The sequence below is a fragment of the Pantoea sp. BRR-3P genome (assembly GCF_039621635.1).
In the GTDB taxonomy this organism is placed as follows: Bacteria; Pseudomonadota; Gammaproteobacteria; order Enterobacterales; family Enterobacteriaceae; genus Pantoea; species Pantoea floridensis.
In genome coordinates this window covers 188,940-202,661 of sequence record NZ_CP155066.1, presented here as the reverse complement: position 1 = coordinate 202,661, position 13,722 = coordinate 188,940, and the positions used below count along the sequence as shown (strand labels likewise).

At 49.8% G+C, this 13,722-nt stretch carries 20 protein-coding genes; 5 read left to right on the top strand and 15 right to left on the bottom strand.

Going from position 1 to position 13,722, the window contains the following annotated elements; translation table 11 throughout:
• Nucleotides 1-2 precede the first annotated feature (2 nt).
• The 4 genes from tsaC to dprA are packed head-to-tail and all read right to left on the bottom strand — an operon-like array spanning nt 3 to nt 2,726.
• The gene (tsaC, locus tag AAGR08_RS01020) at nt 3-578 is read right to left on the bottom strand and encodes an L-threonylcarbamoyladenylate synthase type 1 TsaC (protein WP_345828084.1); all 576 of its coding nucleotides are present in this window, start codon (nt 576-578) and stop codon (nt 3-5) included.
• On the bottom strand, nt 575-1,129 hold the full coding sequence (locus AAGR08_RS01015; protein WP_097095843.1) for a type I DNA topoisomerase: 555 nt from the start codon (nt 1,127-1,129) through the stop codon (nt 575-577). The genes tsaC and AAGR08_RS01015 overlap by 4 nt, the downstream gene beginning before the upstream one ends.
• 27 nt (nt 1,130-1,156) lie before the next feature.
• The gene (smg, locus tag AAGR08_RS01010) at nt 1,157-1,630 is read right to left on the bottom strand and encodes a DUF494 family protein Smg (protein ID WP_007891699.1); all 474 of its coding nucleotides are present in this window, start codon (nt 1,628-1,630) and stop codon (nt 1,157-1,159) included.
• Nucleotides 1,602-2,726 carry a DNA-protecting protein DprA gene (gene dprA / locus AAGR08_RS01005; RefSeq protein ID WP_345828082.1) on the bottom strand — a complete coding sequence of 375 codons (1,125 nt, stop codon included), beginning with the start codon at nt 2,724-2,726 and terminating at the stop codon, nt 1,602-1,604. Before dprA ends, smg begins: the two co-directional genes overlap by 29 nt.
• Before the next feature lie 115 nt (nt 2,727-2,841).
• On the opposite strand from dprA, the gene def reads away from it, so the two are divergent.
• The 5 genes from def to mscL all read left to right on the top strand — a co-directional run bounded on the left by def (nt 2,842) and on the right by mscL (nt 7,585).
• On the top strand, nt 2,842-3,354 hold the full coding sequence (gene def / locus AAGR08_RS01000) for a peptide deformylase (protein WP_064741579.1): 513 nt from the start codon (nt 2,842-2,844) through the stop codon (nt 3,352-3,354).
• 21 nt (nt 3,355-3,375) lie between these two features.
• Nucleotides 3,376-4,320, top strand: a complete 945-nt coding sequence (gene fmt, locus AAGR08_RS00995; RefSeq protein ID WP_345828079.1) for a methionyl-tRNA formyltransferase — start codon at nt 3,376-3,378, stop codon at nt 4,318-4,320.
• Nucleotides 4,321-4,365: 45 nt separating this feature from the next.
• Nucleotides 4,366-5,652: a 16S rRNA (cytosine(967)-C(5))-methyltransferase RsmB gene (gene rsmB / locus AAGR08_RS00990; protein ID WP_345828077.1), complete on the top strand. Its 1,287-nt coding sequence runs from the start codon at nt 4,366-4,368 to the stop codon at nt 5,650-5,652.
• A gap of 31 nt (nt 5,653-5,683) precedes the next feature.
• Nucleotides 5,684-7,060: a Trk system potassium transporter TrkA gene (gene trkA, locus AAGR08_RS00985; protein ID WP_097095839.1), complete on the top strand. Its 1,377-nt coding sequence runs from the start codon at nt 5,684-5,686 to the stop codon at nt 7,058-7,060.
• A gap of 111 nt (nt 7,061-7,171) precedes the next feature.
• Nucleotides 7,172-7,585 (top strand): large-conductance mechanosensitive channel protein MscL, encoded by a 414-nt coding sequence (gene mscL / locus AAGR08_RS00980; protein ID WP_097095838.1) that lies wholly within the window; start codon nt 7,172-7,174, stop codon nt 7,583-7,585.
• Between the two features lie 36 nt (nt 7,586-7,621).
• Here the strand turns inward: mscL and AAGR08_RS00975 are convergent, their stop codons facing one another.
• The 11 genes from AAGR08_RS00975 to rplO all read right to left on the bottom strand — a co-directional run bounded on the left by AAGR08_RS00975 (nt 7,622) and on the right by rplO (nt 13,719).
• A complete protein-coding gene (locus AAGR08_RS00975; RefSeq protein WP_097095837.1) occupies nt 7,622-7,819 on the bottom strand; it encodes a ribosome alternative rescue factor ArfA in 198 nt (65 codons plus the stop codon).
• A 50-nt stretch (nt 7,820-7,869) separates the two neighbouring features.
• On the bottom strand, nt 7,870-8,307 hold the full coding sequence (gene zntR, locus AAGR08_RS00970) for a Zn(2+)-responsive transcriptional regulator (protein ID WP_345828074.1): 438 nt from the start codon (nt 8,305-8,307) through the stop codon (nt 7,870-7,872).
• 1 nt (nt 8,308) lies between these two features.
• Complete coding sequence (locus tag AAGR08_RS00965) at nt 8,309-8,680, bottom strand: DUF1992 domain-containing protein (RefSeq protein ID WP_345828072.1); 372 nt, start codon at nt 8,678-8,680, stop codon at nt 8,309-8,311.
• A 113-nt stretch (nt 8,681-8,793) separates the two neighbouring features.
• Complete coding sequence (gene rplQ, locus AAGR08_RS00960) at nt 8,794-9,180, bottom strand: 50S ribosomal protein L17 (protein WP_008104728.1); 387 nt, start codon at nt 9,178-9,180, stop codon at nt 8,794-8,796.
• Between the two features lie 40 nt (nt 9,181-9,220).
• Complete coding sequence (gene rpoA, locus AAGR08_RS00955; protein ID WP_007891688.1) at nt 9,221-10,210, bottom strand: DNA-directed RNA polymerase subunit alpha; 990 nt, start codon at nt 10,208-10,210, stop codon at nt 9,221-9,223.
• 25 nt (nt 10,211-10,235) lie between these two features.
• Nucleotides 10,236-10,856, bottom strand: a complete 621-nt coding sequence (rpsD, locus tag AAGR08_RS00950) for a 30S ribosomal protein S4 (protein ID WP_007891687.1) — start codon at nt 10,854-10,856, stop codon at nt 10,236-10,238.
• Between the two features lie 31 nt (nt 10,857-10,887).
• Nucleotides 10,888-11,277, bottom strand: coding sequence for a 30S ribosomal protein S11 (gene rpsK / locus AAGR08_RS00945; RefSeq protein ID WP_004160563.1), 390 nt, complete (start codon nt 11,275-11,277; stop codon nt 10,888-10,890).
• Nucleotides 11,278-11,293: 16 nt separating this feature from the next.
• Entirely contained in the window at nt 11,294-11,650 is a 357-nt protein-coding gene (gene rpsM, locus AAGR08_RS00940) for a 30S ribosomal protein S13 (protein ID WP_034830736.1), read from the bottom strand.
• A gap of 146 nt (nt 11,651-11,796) precedes the next feature.
• Complete coding sequence (rpmJ, locus tag AAGR08_RS00935) at nt 11,797-11,913, bottom strand: 50S ribosomal protein L36 (protein WP_004160566.1); 117 nt, start codon at nt 11,911-11,913, stop codon at nt 11,797-11,799.
• Nucleotides 11,914-11,945: 32 nt separating this feature from the next.
• On the bottom strand, nt 11,946-13,277 hold the full coding sequence (gene secY, locus AAGR08_RS00930) for a preprotein translocase subunit SecY (RefSeq protein ID WP_007891686.1): 1,332 nt from the start codon (nt 13,275-13,277) through the stop codon (nt 11,946-11,948).
• A 7-nt stretch (nt 13,278-13,284) separates the two neighbouring features.
• Nucleotides 13,285-13,719 carry a 50S ribosomal protein L15 gene (rplO, locus tag AAGR08_RS00925; protein WP_097095834.1) on the bottom strand — a complete coding sequence of 145 codons (435 nt, stop codon included), beginning with the start codon at nt 13,717-13,719 and terminating at the stop codon, nt 13,285-13,287.
• Between the last annotated feature and the right edge of the window lie 3 nt (nt 13,720-13,722).

Below are 13,722 nucleotides of genomic sequence, written 5' to 3'. Positions count from 1 at the left end.
AATTAACCCTGGCGAATAAGTTCACCGCTAATAACGTCGCGGATCTCAGAAGGATTCAGGCGTCCACCGGTTTCAGCGTGTAATACTGGAAACTCAGCACCAAATTGCTGGGCAACTTCTTCCACATTACGACAAGGCGGCTCACCGGAAAGATTGGCACTGGTCGAAACCAGCGGTTTACCAAAACCACGGCATAAAGCCTGGACATCAGGATGATCGCTAACGCGGATTGCCAGTGAATCAAATCGTCCAGTGAGCCAGCGCGGCGTGTGTGGCGACGCGGGCACCACATAAGTCACCGGGCCGGGCCAGCTCGCAAACATACGTTCGCGCTGAAGTACAGTAAGTTCACGATCGGCGATGTAAGGTTCAAGTTGCGCGTAATCAGCTGCAATCAGAATAAGGCCTTTATCGACTGGACGCTGCTTGAGCGCCAGAAGCGCCATTACGGCATTTTCGCTATCGGGATCGCAGCCCAAGCCGAATACGGCTTCGGTTGGGTAAGCGATAACTTCCTGCTGCTGGAGTTGCTCAATACAAAAATCGAGGCTTCCTGCTAAATACTGACTTGGCTTCATGATGATTCTTGGTCCTGAACGATTGGCTTACCGCAGCGTTTGCTGGCGCAAAAGCGCTTCATGCCCTGTGCGGTTTTCTTCTCTATTAATAAGGGGAACTGACAATGCGGGCAAACACCTTCAATCGGCGTTGCATTAATTGCAAACTGACAATCTGGATAGCGATCGCACGAGTGAAAAGTTTTGCCATATCGCGAGCGACGCTGTACGAGTTTACCGCTCTGACATTGCGGACAAGCAATGGCTGTTTCATCAGGCTTGTCGATGGTTTCTGTGTAATCGCACTCGGGATAGTGGCTACAACCAATGAACATGCCAAAGCGTCCCTGCCGCAGAACTTTGTCTGCACCACATTTCGGGCAGGCATGTCCTTCCAGCACTTTAACAACGTGCCCATCGCCATGGCTCTTCAGCGGACGAATGTAATCACAGGTTGGATAATTGACACACCCCAGGAAAGGACCGTGTTTGCCGGAGCGTATAACTAATTCTGCCCCGCAAGCGGGGCAGGGATCGTGTTTAGGCACGGAGAATAGTGCTGATTTACTCATATTACCGGTTGCATTAATCGAAGATTATTAATGCAGCATACCTTCATTGACGTCGAATAACAGTTCTTCCATTTGCTGATAGGCGTTTTCACATCCTGGAATGTTAAACAGCACCATCAACACCACCCATTTGAGATCTTCAAGATCGAATTCCAGGGTATCGAGGGCCATTACACGTTCGATGACCATCTCGCGCGTTTCCATATTCAGCACCTGAACCTGCTCCAGGAACAAAATAAAACCGCGACACTCGGCATCTAAACGCTGATTTTCCTCTTCCGTGTAGATTCGCATGGAGAGCGGATCGTTTGCCATGAGCACAGGCGCAACCAAGCCTTCCTGATAATCCGCTAACCGTTCAAGCCAATTCAACGCATTGTAGATATCTTCACGATGAAAACCGGCGTCGGTTAAGTCATCGGTCAATTTATCCTGATCAACGCGCATTTCAGCTTCGTTGTGGATATATGTCTCAAACAAGTACATAAGTACGTCGAACATGGCATGCCCTCCTCAATCGGACATAGCCGCCGGGTACAGCTGCGATCCATCCTGCTAACTCCAGCTCCAGCAAATGGGCTGCGGTAACTGGCACAGGTTGGCCGGCACGTTCAGCGACGACGTCAACAGGTGTAACCTCATCACCTACGTTAGCCAACACAGTTGCAAATGGCAATGGAACATCGTCACTGTCTTGTGAATATATTGTTTCTGAAGTGCTATCGGGCAACCATTGCAGCGTTGAATGTAAGTCCTCAAGAATATTGTTGGGGTGCGCCACCAGAAGCGCCCCTTGCTGGATAAGCCAGTGTGTTCCTTCGCTACCCGGATTGCCAAGCGAACCGGGTAACGCATAAACGTTACGATTTTGTTCCAAAGCATAGCGTGCTGTAACTAACGAACCGCTTTTCAGCGAGGCCTCTATCACCAACACCCCCAAGCTCAAACCACTGATGATACGATTACGTCGAGGAAAGTTGACCGCATGCGGGGCCATATCAAGTGGGAATTCAGAAATCAGTGCGCCGCCACTGCTAATGATTTCTCGCGCCAGCGATTGATGGCTTTTAGGGTAGATATGTTGCAGACCACTCCCCAACACCGCCACGGTTTTGCCCTGTGCTTCTAACGCAGCTCGATGCGCCACGCCATCAATGCCGCGAGCTAAACCACTGGTAATAGTTAATCCACTTAGCGCCAATTGCTGAGTAAACCAGCTTCCCCATTGTTTGCCATAATGGGTGCAATGACGGCTCCCCACCACGCCCAGTTGCGGTGTTTGCAGAGCATTCACACTTCCGGCGACATACAGTAATGATGGACGTCGGCTGATTTCCGTTAACGCCGAAGGATAATCTTCATCTATGCAGGCAACTAAATGATGCTCTTCATGCTCGAGCCATAAATACGTTCTTTCTAATTGGCGCGGACATAGCTCCCTAAACTGTTGCCGCTGCATTTCGCTCAATCCATGATCTGACAAGAGACCATCATCAACAGGGGCACTATCCTGCAGCGCCAAGGCTAAATGTCTGACAAGCTGGCTGCTTAATCCTTTGACATTCGCCAACCTAAGCATCCATTCAATTTTCTCCATGCCAAACTCCCTGTCAGCCGCGCTATCATGCGGTGCAATGCTGTCAATCGGGCATCAAAAAGTCTACAATATGAGGCAGTAATCTTTTCTTCAACGCATACAGATCTGGATATTTATGTCAGTTTTGCAGGTATTACATTTCCCTGATGATCGCCTTCGCAAAATCGCTGCGCCGGTGGCTACCGTAAACGCAGACGTTCAGCGTATTGTCGACGACATGTTCGAAACCATGTACGCCGAAGAAGGTATTGGCTTAGCGGCGACTCAGGTTGATATTCATCAGCGCATCATTGTGATTGATGTTTCTGAAAATCGTGACGAGCGTTTGGTGCTCATCAACCCGGAATTGCTAGAGAAAAGCGGTGAAACCGGGATTGAAGAAGGCTGCCTTTCTATCCCTGAGCAACGCGCGTTTGTACCGCGGGCTGAATGGGTTAAAGTGCGTGCGCAGGATCGCGATGGTAAAAGCTTTGAGCTTGAAAGCGATGGCCTGCTGGCGATTTGTATCCAGCATGAAATCGATCATCTTGATGGCAAACTCTTCATTGATTATCTGTCGCCACTTAAACGTCAGCGTATTAAACAGAAACTGGAAAAGTTGGCCCGCCTTAACGCACGCGAAGATTAAGCGCGAATAGAAGGTTAAACTGTGTCTGCACCGCTCAAAATTATCTTTGCCGGTACACCTGACTTCGCAGCGCGTCATCTTGACGCGCTGCTTGCTTCTGAGCATCAGGTTATTGGTGTCTTTACCCAGCCCGATCGTCCTGCCGGACGCGGAAATAAACTCACACCGAGTCCAGTAAAAGTGCTGGCACAGGCACATGATGTGCCAGTGTATCAACCGAAATCCTTGAAGCCTGAAGAGAATCAGCAGCTGGTTGCCGATCTGCAGGCCGACATTATGGTGGTTGTCGCATATGGTTTGATCCTGCCGAAAGCAGTGCTGACAATGCCGCGCCTGGGTTGTATTAATGTGCACGGTTCGCTTTTGCCGCGCTGGCGCGGTGCCGCCCCAATTCAACGTTCTCTTTGGGCTGGGGACAATGAAACCGGTGTGACCATCATGCAAATGGATGTTGGCCTCGATACCGGTGACATGCTGCATAAGCTTTCTTGTCCAATTACCGCGGAAGACACGAGCGCTTCACTCTATGAAAAGCTGGCACAGCTCGGTCCACAGGGCATGCTGTTAACGCTGGATTTGCTGGCAAGTGGTCAGGCTCAGCCTGAAGTGCAAGATGAAGCGCTAGTCTCTTACGCGGAAAAGCTGAGCAAAGAGGAGGCGCGCCTCGACTGGTCGCTTTCTGCTGTGCAGTTGGAACGTTGTATCCGTGCCTTCAATCCATGGCCAATGAGCTACTTCATGGTGGATGAACAGCCGGTAAAGGTGTGGCAGGCAAGCGTTTTGCCGCATCAAAATAAACAACCGGGTGAGATACTGCATGCCGATAAACAGGGTATTCAGATTTCGACAGCCGATGGCGTGCTCAATCTACTGTCACTCCAACCTGCCGGTAAAAAAGCCATGTCCGCACAGGACCTGCTAAATTCGCGCCGTGAATGGTTCACTCCTGGAACTGTTTTGGCCTGATCCTCCAAGCCCGGTTAAACCGGGCTTTTTGTTTGATAAATGAAAATGAAAAAGACAATCAACCTGCGTAGCCTGGCCGCGCAACTCATCGAACGCGTTGTGGATAAAGGCGAATCGCTTAGCGCTGTTTTGCCTGGTGCGCAAAAAACGTTATCCGATAAAGATGGCGCACTGCTGCAAGAGCTGTGCTTCGGCGTGATGCGCACATTGCCACAGCTGGAAGCCTTAATTGGTAAATTGATGGAGCGCACCTTAACCGGTAAACAGCGTGTGTTGCATTATTTGCTGATGGTGGGGCTTTATCAGTTGGTCTACACCCGTGTACCTGCGCATGCAGCTCTGGCAGAAACCGTTGCGGGTGCTGAAGCTCTTAAGCGCGCAAATTTGAAAGGCCTACTCAATGGCGTACTACGCCAGTTCCAGCGCCAGCAGGAAACACTGCTAGCCGAAGTCGATCAAGGTACACAACGTTACTGGCATCCCGGCTGGTTATTGAAACGTCTGCAGGCGGCATGGCCAGAACAGTGGCAGCACATTGTTGAAGCAAACAATCAGAGGCCGCCGATGTGGCTACGCGTCAATCGCCAGCATCACGATCGCGATGCCTGGCTGGCGTTACTGCAGGCAGAAGAGAAAGTGGCTTTCGCGGGCGACGCATCCGATGCCTTGCGTCTTGAGTTTCCCGCTCCAGTTAGCCATCTGCCAGGTTTCGAACAAGGCTGGGTGACGGTGCAGGATCTCTCGGCACAACGTTGCGCGCTGCTGCTTGAGCCTAAGGATGGTGAATCCATTCTCGATCTCTGCGCCGCGCCAGGGGGCAAAACCACACATATTCTTGAAATTGCCCCGCAGGCAAAAGTATTAGCCGTCGATATTGATCAGCAACGTTTGCTCCGCGTGCATGAAAATCTGCAACGCTTGGGTATGCAGGCCGAGGTGCGCCAGGGGGACGGGCGTACACCGGCAGAGTGGTGTGGCGACAGGCAGTTTGATCGCATCTTGCTGGATGCACCTTGCTCAGCCACTGGCGTTATTCGCCGCCATCCAGACATCAAGTGGTTGCGACGCGATCGAGATATTTCTGAGCTGGCGAATTTGCAGCGTGAAATTCTCGAGGCCGTTTGGCCACGCCTGAAGTCCGGCGGCACAATGATTTACGCCACTTGTTCAATCCTGCCTGAAGAGAACCATCAGCAAATCAGTGCCTTTTTAGCGGCACACGGTGATGCCGTAGCAGAGGCAATCCCACAAGGACAAATCAATGGCTGGCAGGTATTCCCAACCGTCGATGGCGGTGACGGCTTCTTCTACGCTAAGCTGATAAAAAAATAGTGCGGCACACTCTGACGAGAGCATCTAAGCCATGAAAATCATTATCCTCGGCGCCGGTCAGGTCGGCGGAACTCTCGCAGAAAATCTGGTGGGGGAAAACAACGATATTACGGTAGTTGATAGCGATGCGGCCCGACTGCGACTGCTGCAAGACAAATTTGACCTGCGCGTTGTACATGGCCATGGTTCACACCCACGAATCCTGCGCGAAGCGGGTGCCGAAGATGCCGACATGTTGGTGGCGGTAACCAACTCCGACGAAACCAATATGGTGGCTTGCCAGATTGCCTATTCACTTTTTAATACGCCAAACCGCATCGCGCGGATCCGTGCGGCAGAATATTTACGCGATGCTGAGAAATTGTTTGTGCCTGAAGCAGTACCTATTGATCATCTGATTTCTCCGGAACAGTTGGTTATTGATAACATCTATCGTCTTATCCAGTATCCAGGCGCGCTTCAGGTAGTCAATTTTGCCGAAGGCAAAGTGAGCCTTGCGGTAGTAAAAGCTTATTACGGTGGCCCGCTGGTAGGAAACCCTTTATCTATCATGCGTGAGCATATGCCGCATATTGATACTCGTGTCGCCGCCATTTTCCGCCAGGATCGTCCGATTCGCCCGCAAGGTTCCACTATCGTAGAGGCCGGCGATGAGGTGTTCTTTATTGCAGCGAGTCAGCATATTCGCGCGGTAATGAGCGAGATGCAGCGCCTGGAAAAACCTTATAAACGCATCATGCTGGTTGGTGGCGGCAATATCGGCTTTGGCCTGGCGCAGCGTCTGGAAAAACAATATAGCGTGAAGTTAATTGAGCGCAATCAACAACGCGCGGCAGAACTGGCTGAACGTCTACACGATACCATTGTTTTTTATGGCGATGCTTCGGATCAGGAACTGCTGGCCGAAGAGCATGTTGATCAGGTCGATCTCTTCATTGCCGTTACCAATGATGATGAAGCCAACATTATGTCAGCAATGCTGGCTAAGAAAATGGGGGCTAAAAAAGTAATGGTGCTGATCCAGCGCCGCGCCTATGTAGATCTGGTGCAAGGAAGCGTGATCGACATTGCGATCTCTCCACAACAAGCCACTATCTCCGCTTTATTGAGCCATGTTCGTAAAGCCGATATTGTCGGCGTCTCATCACTACGTCGCGGCATTGCTGAAGCTATCGAAGCCATCGCACACGGCGATGAAACCACTTCGCGCGTGGTTGGACGGTTAATAGAAGATATTAAACTACCACCCGGAACGATAATTGGTGCCGTTGTCCGCGGTGATGAAGTCATCATTGCAAATGATAATGTACGTGTAGAACAAGGCGACCATGTAATTATGTTCCTGACAGATAAGAAATTTGTCCCGGATGTTGAGCGTCTTTTCCAGCCGAGTCCTTTCTTCCTCTAAATACTGCGGGTTCTGGCCCGCAGCCAAAAATTACGCTTAATCCGTTGTTATAATGGCAATTGCGCGAAGGTTTGTTAGACTTTAGCAATTGGCCAAGGCAAGGAGATAACAATGAGTTTATTCAAAGAGTTTCGTGATTTTGCAATGCGCGGGAACGTAGTAGATCTGGCTGTCGGTGTGATCATTGGTGCCGCTTTCGGCAAGATTGTATCCTCATTAGTCGCTAACATCATTATGCCACCCCTTGGCTTGCTGATTGGCGGCGTCGATTTCAAACAGTTTAAATGGGTATTAAAACCTGCAGAAGGTGATATCCCGGCAGTGGTTATGGAGTACGGTAATTTTATTCAGACCGTTTTTGATTTTGTGATTGTTGCCTTTGCCATCTTCCTGGCAATTAAAGTAATGAATAAGCTGTATCAGAAAAAAGAAGTTGAAAAGGCTGCACCAAAGCCAACGAATGAAGAGTTACTGCTTACTGAAATTCGCGATCTGTTAAAGCAAAATAATCAAGAAAAATTATGATAAAAAGCCGCCTGAATTAGGCGGCTTTTTTGATTGTTAGCAGAAGGCCAGTGATAAACTTTTCTGCTTATCACTGGCCTCCCAGTTACGCCCTTTTGCGTGTTTGTCTTTTCGTTGATAGCTGCCCTTTCCTTTCTCATTCTTTTCAATACGCTGACGAAACAGCGGATCATGTAGCAGTGCTTCAAGTGCATTATCCTTGATTTTACCTTTTTGATGCTGATAGCGGCTCATCTTGTCCTCCGATTAGTAACGGCGCAACTATATTCCTTTCATTACAAAACTCAATCCTTGCTGCAACAAATTTCAGGATGAGGCTCTTCACCCTTTTCCAGGGCTTCCAGAATTGAACAGCAGGCGCTGCTATGCAAATCACCGCAGCAAGTTTCGGCTAAACGGTGCAACGATCGTTGGATCGTCTGCAATTCTGCGATCATGCCATTCACTTCGTCCAAACGCTTCGCAACAATGGCTTTTGATTCCTGGCAGGTATGATGTTCTGGATGGATGCGGATCGACAAAAGACCGCGGATTGAATCCAGACTAAATCCGAGTTGACGTCCATAGCGAATAAAACGCAGGCGTTGTAAATCGTCCTCGTTGTAAAGACGAAAGCCACCTTCGGTACGTACCTCGTGATTCATCATCTGCTGTTTTTCATAAAAGCGGATGGTATCGGGCGTAACATCCGCCATTTTTGCCAGCTGGCCGATCCGATACATGCTATTCCTCCTGCTGCAAACGTTGATGAATAACGTCGCTATATTCATCGTGCAGGAAGTCGGTACTGATTCCAGCCTGGTGAAGTTTTATTTCAAGCAGCGTTAAACGTTTCGATAATTCCCGCGCTTTTTCATTATCTGAATTTAATTCTCGCAACAAATCATGAAGTGCTAATGCTTCGCGACGCATCTCCAGTTCCGGGGGCAAATAGCCGGAATTTTTCAACAGGCGATAAGCAGTGCGTAGTTCTACCGGCACTCCGCTATCATCCTCTAAATGTAAAGGTGCACCCTCACCGGGCAGATTGCTCAGCTCACCTTTTTCCTGAGCCTCGCGGATGTGCTGCTCAACAAGTTGATCGATTAGCCACATAAGTGAACCCCAGACGGTGATATCTGCCAACAGCATAGCGAAAGAGGAGGAAATGGAAAGGAATTACGGACAATAAAAAACCCGCCGAAGCGGGTCTTTTACGTTACTACAAATTACTCTGCAGTAGCTTCTGCTTGAGCTTCTGGACGATCAACCAGCTCGATGTAAGCCATCGGAGCGTTGTCACCAGCACGGAAGCCACACTTCAAAATGCGAGTGTAACCACCGGCACGGCTCGCGAAACGCGGGCCCAGCTCGTTAAACAGTTTTGCCACGATCTCGTTATCACGAGTGCGGGCGAATGCCAGACGACGATTAGCTACGCTGTCGGTCTTGGCAAGAGTAATCAGCGGCTCAACTACGCGGCGCAGCTCTTTGGCTTTCGGCAGAGTCGTCTTAATGATCTCATGACGAACCAGAGAACCAGCCATGTTGCGGAACATAGCCTGACGATGGCTGCTGTTGCGGTTCAGTTGACGACCACTCTTACGATGGCGCATGACCTTATCCTTCTCAGTGAAACCTTAACCTGTGATCCGGTTATTCATCAGCAATGCTTGCCGGTGGCCAGTTTTCCAGGCGCATGCCCAGAGACAAACCACGTGAAGCAAGCACATCTTTAATCTCGGTAAGAGATTTTTTACCCAGGTTAGGCGTTTTAAGCAGCTCAACCTCGGTACGCTGTACCAGATCACCGATGTAGTGGATAGCTTCTGCCTTAAGGCAGTTAGCAGAGCGGACAGTCAATTCCAGATCGTCAACAGGGCGCAGCAGGATCGGATCGAATTCTGGTTTCTCTTCTTTCACTTCCGGCTGACGTACATCACGTAAGTCAACGAAAGCTTCCAGTTGTTCTGCCAGGATGGTCGCCGCACGACGAATCGCCTCTTCAGGATCGATTGTGCCATTGGTTTCCATTTCGATGACCAGCTTGTCCAGGTCGGTACGCTGTTCTACACGCGCTGCTTCAACATTGTAGGCAATACGGTCTACAGGGCTGTAGCAAGCGTCAACCAACAGACGGCCGATTGGGCGCTCATCTTCTTCCGAATGAATTCGGGCAGAAGCCGGCACATAACCACGACCACGCTGAACTTTGATACGCATGCTAATAGATGCGTTTTCATCGGTCAGATGGCAGATCACATGCTGCGGCTTGACGATTTCAACATCACCGTCGTGGGTGATGTCGGCTGCAGTCACAGGGCCAATGCCAGATTTATTCAGAGTAAGGATAACTTCATCTTTGCCCTGAACTCTTACCGCCAACCCTTTCAGGTTAAGCAGGATTTCCAGGATATCTTCCTGTACGCCCTCTTTGGTGGAGTACTCATGAAGCACACCATCAATCTCAACCTCGGTCACCGCGCAACCCGGCATGGAAGAAAGCAGAATACGGCGCAGTGCGTTACCAAGAGTATGGCCAAAGCCACGCTCTAACGGCTCAAGGGTCACCTTGGCGTGCGTCGAACTCACTTGCTCGATATCTACCAGGCGCGGTTTTAGAAACTCTGTCACAGAACCCTGCATTGTGTCCTCTCTTTGGTACTAAGCTTTACTTAGAGTAAAGCTCGACGATCAGGTGTTCGTTAATGTCCGCAGACAGATCGGTACGTTCAGGAATACGCTTGAACACACCTTCCATCTTAGTAGCATCAACTTCCAGCCAGGTGGGCTTTTCACGCTGCTCAGCCAGCTCCAGAGCGGCCTTCACGCGAGATTGCTGTTTGGCTTTCTCACGGATGCTTACGACATCATTCGGAGATACCTGATAAGAAGCGATGTTAACAACGCGGCCGTTCACCAGGATAGATTTATGGCTAACCAGCTGGCGTGCTTCTGCACGAGTGGCGCCAAAGCCCATACGGTAAACTACGTTATCCAGACGGCCTTCCAGCAGAGCCAGCAGGTTTTCACCTGTGTTGCCTTTCAGACGTGCTGCTTCTTTATAGTAGTTGCGGAACTGACGCTCCAGCACGCCGTACATACGACGAACTTTTTGCTTTTCACGCAACTGGCCGCCGTAGTCAGACAGACGCGGTTTACGCGCACCATGCTGACCAGGTGGTTGTTCAATTTTGCACTTGGTATCGATCGCGCGAACGCCAGACTTAAGGAATAAGTCGGTACCCTCACGACGGCTCAGCTTGAGCTTAGGACCCAAATATCTTGCCATTTTCTTTCTCCAACTAACCTAAAAACGGGCGTTAAACGCGACGTTTTTTCGGCGGACGACAACCGTTGTGAGGGATTGGAGTCACATCAGTAATATTAGTGATGCGGAAACCAGCAGCGTTCAGAGCACGAATTGTTGATTCGCGGCCTGGACCTGGACCCTTAACCATAACTTCCAGATTCTTAATACCGTAATCTTTCACTGCTTCTGCACAGCGCTCTGCAGCTACCTGGGCAGCAAACGGAGTAGATTTACGTGAACCGCGGAAACCGGAACCACCGGCGGTTGCCCAACCCAGTGCGTTACCCTGACGATCAGTAATGGTAACGATGGTGTTGTTAAAAGATGCATGGACATGAGCCACGCCATCTGAGACTTGTTTTCTTACACGCTTACGTGCACGAACTGGTGCCTTTGCCATTATTTACTCACCCCGATTATTTCTTGATCGGTTTACGCGGACCCTTACGGGTACGTGCATTGGTCTTAGTACGCTGACCGCGAACTGGCAGACCACGACGATGGCGTAAACCACGATAGCAACCAAGGTCCATCAGACGCTTGATGCTCAGGGTGATTTCACGGCGCAGATCACCTTCAACAACGAATTTACCAACTGCTTCACGCAGCTGTTCAATTTGTTCTTCAGACAGCTCTCTGATCTTAACATTTTCAGCGATACCCGTTGAAGCGCAGATGGCTTTAGAACGGGTCTTACCGATACCGAAGATCGAAGTTAATGCGATCACGGTATGTTTTTGATCAGGAATGTTAATGCCTGCTATACGGGCCACTATGCACTCCTATAATTAAACAAATGCGTCCCATGCTGAAAAGCCCGTTTTCAGGATACTCAAATGGTAACGCATCGACATACAAAAGATTGGCTGGCTAATCTAGCCAGCTCAACCCGACTTTGCAAGAAAAATATGTGACAATATCAGCCTTGGCGCTGTTTATGCTTTGGCTCGGCGCTGCAAATCACACGTACGACACCGTCGCGGCGAATGATTTTGCAGTTACGACATAATTTCTTGACGGAAGCACGAACTTTCATTTTTACTCTCCGTAACTTCTCAAGCACCCGAATTAACGGCCGTAGCCCTTCAGGTTAGCTTTCTTCAATGCAGACTCGTACTGACTCGACATCATCAGAGTTTGCACTTGAGCCATAAAGTCCATGATGACGACCACTACAATGAGCAGTGATGTACCGCCAAAGTAGAATGGAACTTTCATAGCATCACGCATGAACTCCGGGATCAGGCAGATAAACGTAATATACAATGCGCCGATTAAGGTCAGACGTGTCATTACTTTATCGATATACTTCGCCGTTTGCTCTCCCGGACGAATTCCCGGTACGAATGCACCAGACTTCTTCAGGTTATCTGCTGTTTCACGTGGGTTGAATACCAACGCCGTATAGAAGAAACAGAAGAAGATGATTGCAGTCGCATAGAGTAGCACATAAAGCGGCTGTCCTGGTTGCAAATACAGCGAAATTGTTGTCAGCCAGTTCCAACCGGTTCCGCCCCCGAACCATGATGCTATGGTCGCTGGGAACAGAATAATGCTGGAAGCAAAAATAGCTGGGATTACGCCCGCCATGTTCACTTTCAACGGTAAATGTGTGCTCTGTGCAGCATATACACGACGACCTTGCTGACGTTTAGCGTAGTTGACCACAATGCGGCGCTGGCCACGCTCTACGAAAATAACAAAGAACGTCACTGCAAATACTAGAACTGCAACCAACAGCAACAGAAGGAAGTGCAGGTCACCTTGCCGCGCTTGCTCGATGGTATGGCCAATGGCCGGCGGGAGACCCGCAACGATACCAGCGAAGATAATGATCGAGATACCGTTGCCGATACCTCGTTCAGTAATCTGTTCACCCAGCCACATCAGGAACATCGTCCCGGTAACCAGACTTACAACAGCGGTAAAGTAGAATGCAAAGCCTGGATTCATTACCAGTCCTTGCATTCCAGGCATATTCGGTAGACCGGTAGCAATACCGATCGACTGGAATACAGCCAGAACCAGTGTGCCATAGCGAGTGTACTGGCTAATCTTACGACGACCAGCTTCACCCTCTTTCTTAATCTCAGCTAACGCCGGATGAACCACCGTTAACAGCTGGATAATAATAGAGGCCGAAATGTACGGCATAATACCCAGCGCGAAGATTGAGGCACGACTGAGAGCACCACCAGAGAACATGTTAAACATTTCAATGATGGTGCCACGCTGTTGCTCAAGCAGTTTGGCAAGTACAGTGGCATCGATACCGGGGATTGGAATAAAAGAGCCAATGCGGAAGACAATGAGTGCACCGATTACAAACAACAGTCTGCGCTTCAGTTCACCAAAGCCACCTTTGGCACTTTGAAAATCTAATCCCGGTTGCTTTGCCATCTGCTACTTATTCCTCGATTTTACCGCCAGCAGCTTCGATTGCAGCACGAGCACCTTTGGTGACACGCAGACCGCGAACCGTTACCGGTGCAGAAACTTCACCAGAGAGAATCACTTTCGCGAATTCAATCTGAACACCGATAATATTGGCCGCTTTCAGCGTATTCAGGTCAACAATACCGCCTTCAACTTTCGCCAGATCAGACAGACGAACTTCTGTGGTGATCATTGCTTTGCGAGAGGTGAAACCGAATTTCGGCAGACGACGATACAGAGGCATCTGACCACCCTCGAAACCGCGACGTACGCCACCGCCAGAACGAGAGTTCTGACCTTTGTGACCACGACCACCAGTTTTACCGAGGCCAGAACCGATACCACGACCCAGACGCTTAGTAGCGTGTTTAGACCCTTCGGCCGGAGACAGAGTGTTTAAACGCATCTC

Excerpts from the sequence above, each read along its gene's own strand:
- smg (WP_007891699.1), bottom strand. The coding sequence starts at position 1,630 with ATGTTCGACGTACTTATGTACTTGTTTGAGACATATATCCACAACGAA.
- trkA (WP_097095839.1), top strand. The coding sequence starts at position 5,684 with ATGAAAATCATTATCCTCGGCGCCGGTCAGGTCGGCGGAACTCTCGCA.
- rplQ (WP_008104728.1), bottom strand. The coding sequence starts at position 9,180 with ATGCGCCATCGTAAGAGTGGTCGTCAACTGAACCGCAACAGCAGCCAT.
- rpmJ (WP_004160566.1), bottom strand. The coding sequence starts at position 11,913 with ATGAAAGTTCGTGCTTCCGTCAAGAAATTATGTCGTAACTGCAAAATC.
- dprA (WP_345828082.1), bottom strand. The coding sequence starts at position 2,726 with ATGGAGAAAATTGAATGGATGCTTAGGTTGGCGAATGTCAAAGGATTA.
- tsaC (WP_345828084.1), bottom strand. The coding sequence starts at position 578 with ATGAAGCCAAGTCAGTATTTAGCAGGAAGCCTCGATTTTTGTATTGAG.
- zntR (WP_345828074.1), bottom strand. The coding sequence starts at position 8,307 with ATGTATCGGATCGGCCAGCTGGCAAAAATGGCGGATGTTACGCCCGAT.
- rsmB (WP_345828077.1), top strand. The coding sequence starts at position 4,366 with ATGAAAAAGACAATCAACCTGCGTAGCCTGGCCGCGCAACTCATCGAA.
- rpoA (WP_007891688.1), bottom strand. The coding sequence starts at position 10,210 with ATGCAGGGTTCTGTGACAGAGTTTCTAAAACCGCGCCTGGTAGATATC.
- AAGR08_RS01015 (WP_097095843.1), bottom strand. The coding sequence starts at position 1,129 with ATGAGTAAATCAGCACTATTCTCCGTGCCTAAACACGATCCCTGCCCC.
- AAGR08_RS00975 (WP_097095837.1), bottom strand. The coding sequence starts at position 7,819 with ATGAGCCGCTATCAGCATCAAAAAGGTAAAATCAAGGATAATGCACTT.
- AAGR08_RS00965 (WP_345828072.1), bottom strand. The coding sequence starts at position 8,680 with ATGTGGCTAATCGATCAACTTGTTGAGCAGCACATCCGCGAGGCTCAG.
- mscL (WP_097095838.1), top strand. The coding sequence starts at position 7,172 with ATGAGTTTATTCAAAGAGTTTCGTGATTTTGCAATGCGCGGGAACGTA.
- def (WP_064741579.1), top strand. The coding sequence starts at position 2,842 with ATGTCAGTTTTGCAGGTATTACATTTCCCTGATGATCGCCTTCGCAAA.
- rplO (WP_097095834.1), bottom strand. The coding sequence starts at position 13,719 with ATGCGTTTAAACACTCTGTCTCCGGCCGAAGGGTCTAAACACGCTACT.
- secY (WP_007891686.1), bottom strand. The coding sequence starts at position 13,277 with ATGGCAAAGCAACCGGGATTAGATTTTCAAAGTGCCAAAGGTGGCTTT.
- rpsK (WP_004160563.1), bottom strand. The coding sequence starts at position 11,277 with ATGGCAAAGGCACCAGTTCGTGCACGTAAGCGTGTAAGAAAACAAGTC.
- rpsD (WP_007891687.1), bottom strand. The coding sequence starts at position 10,856 with ATGGCAAGATATTTGGGTCCTAAGCTCAAGCTGAGCCGTCGTGAGGGT.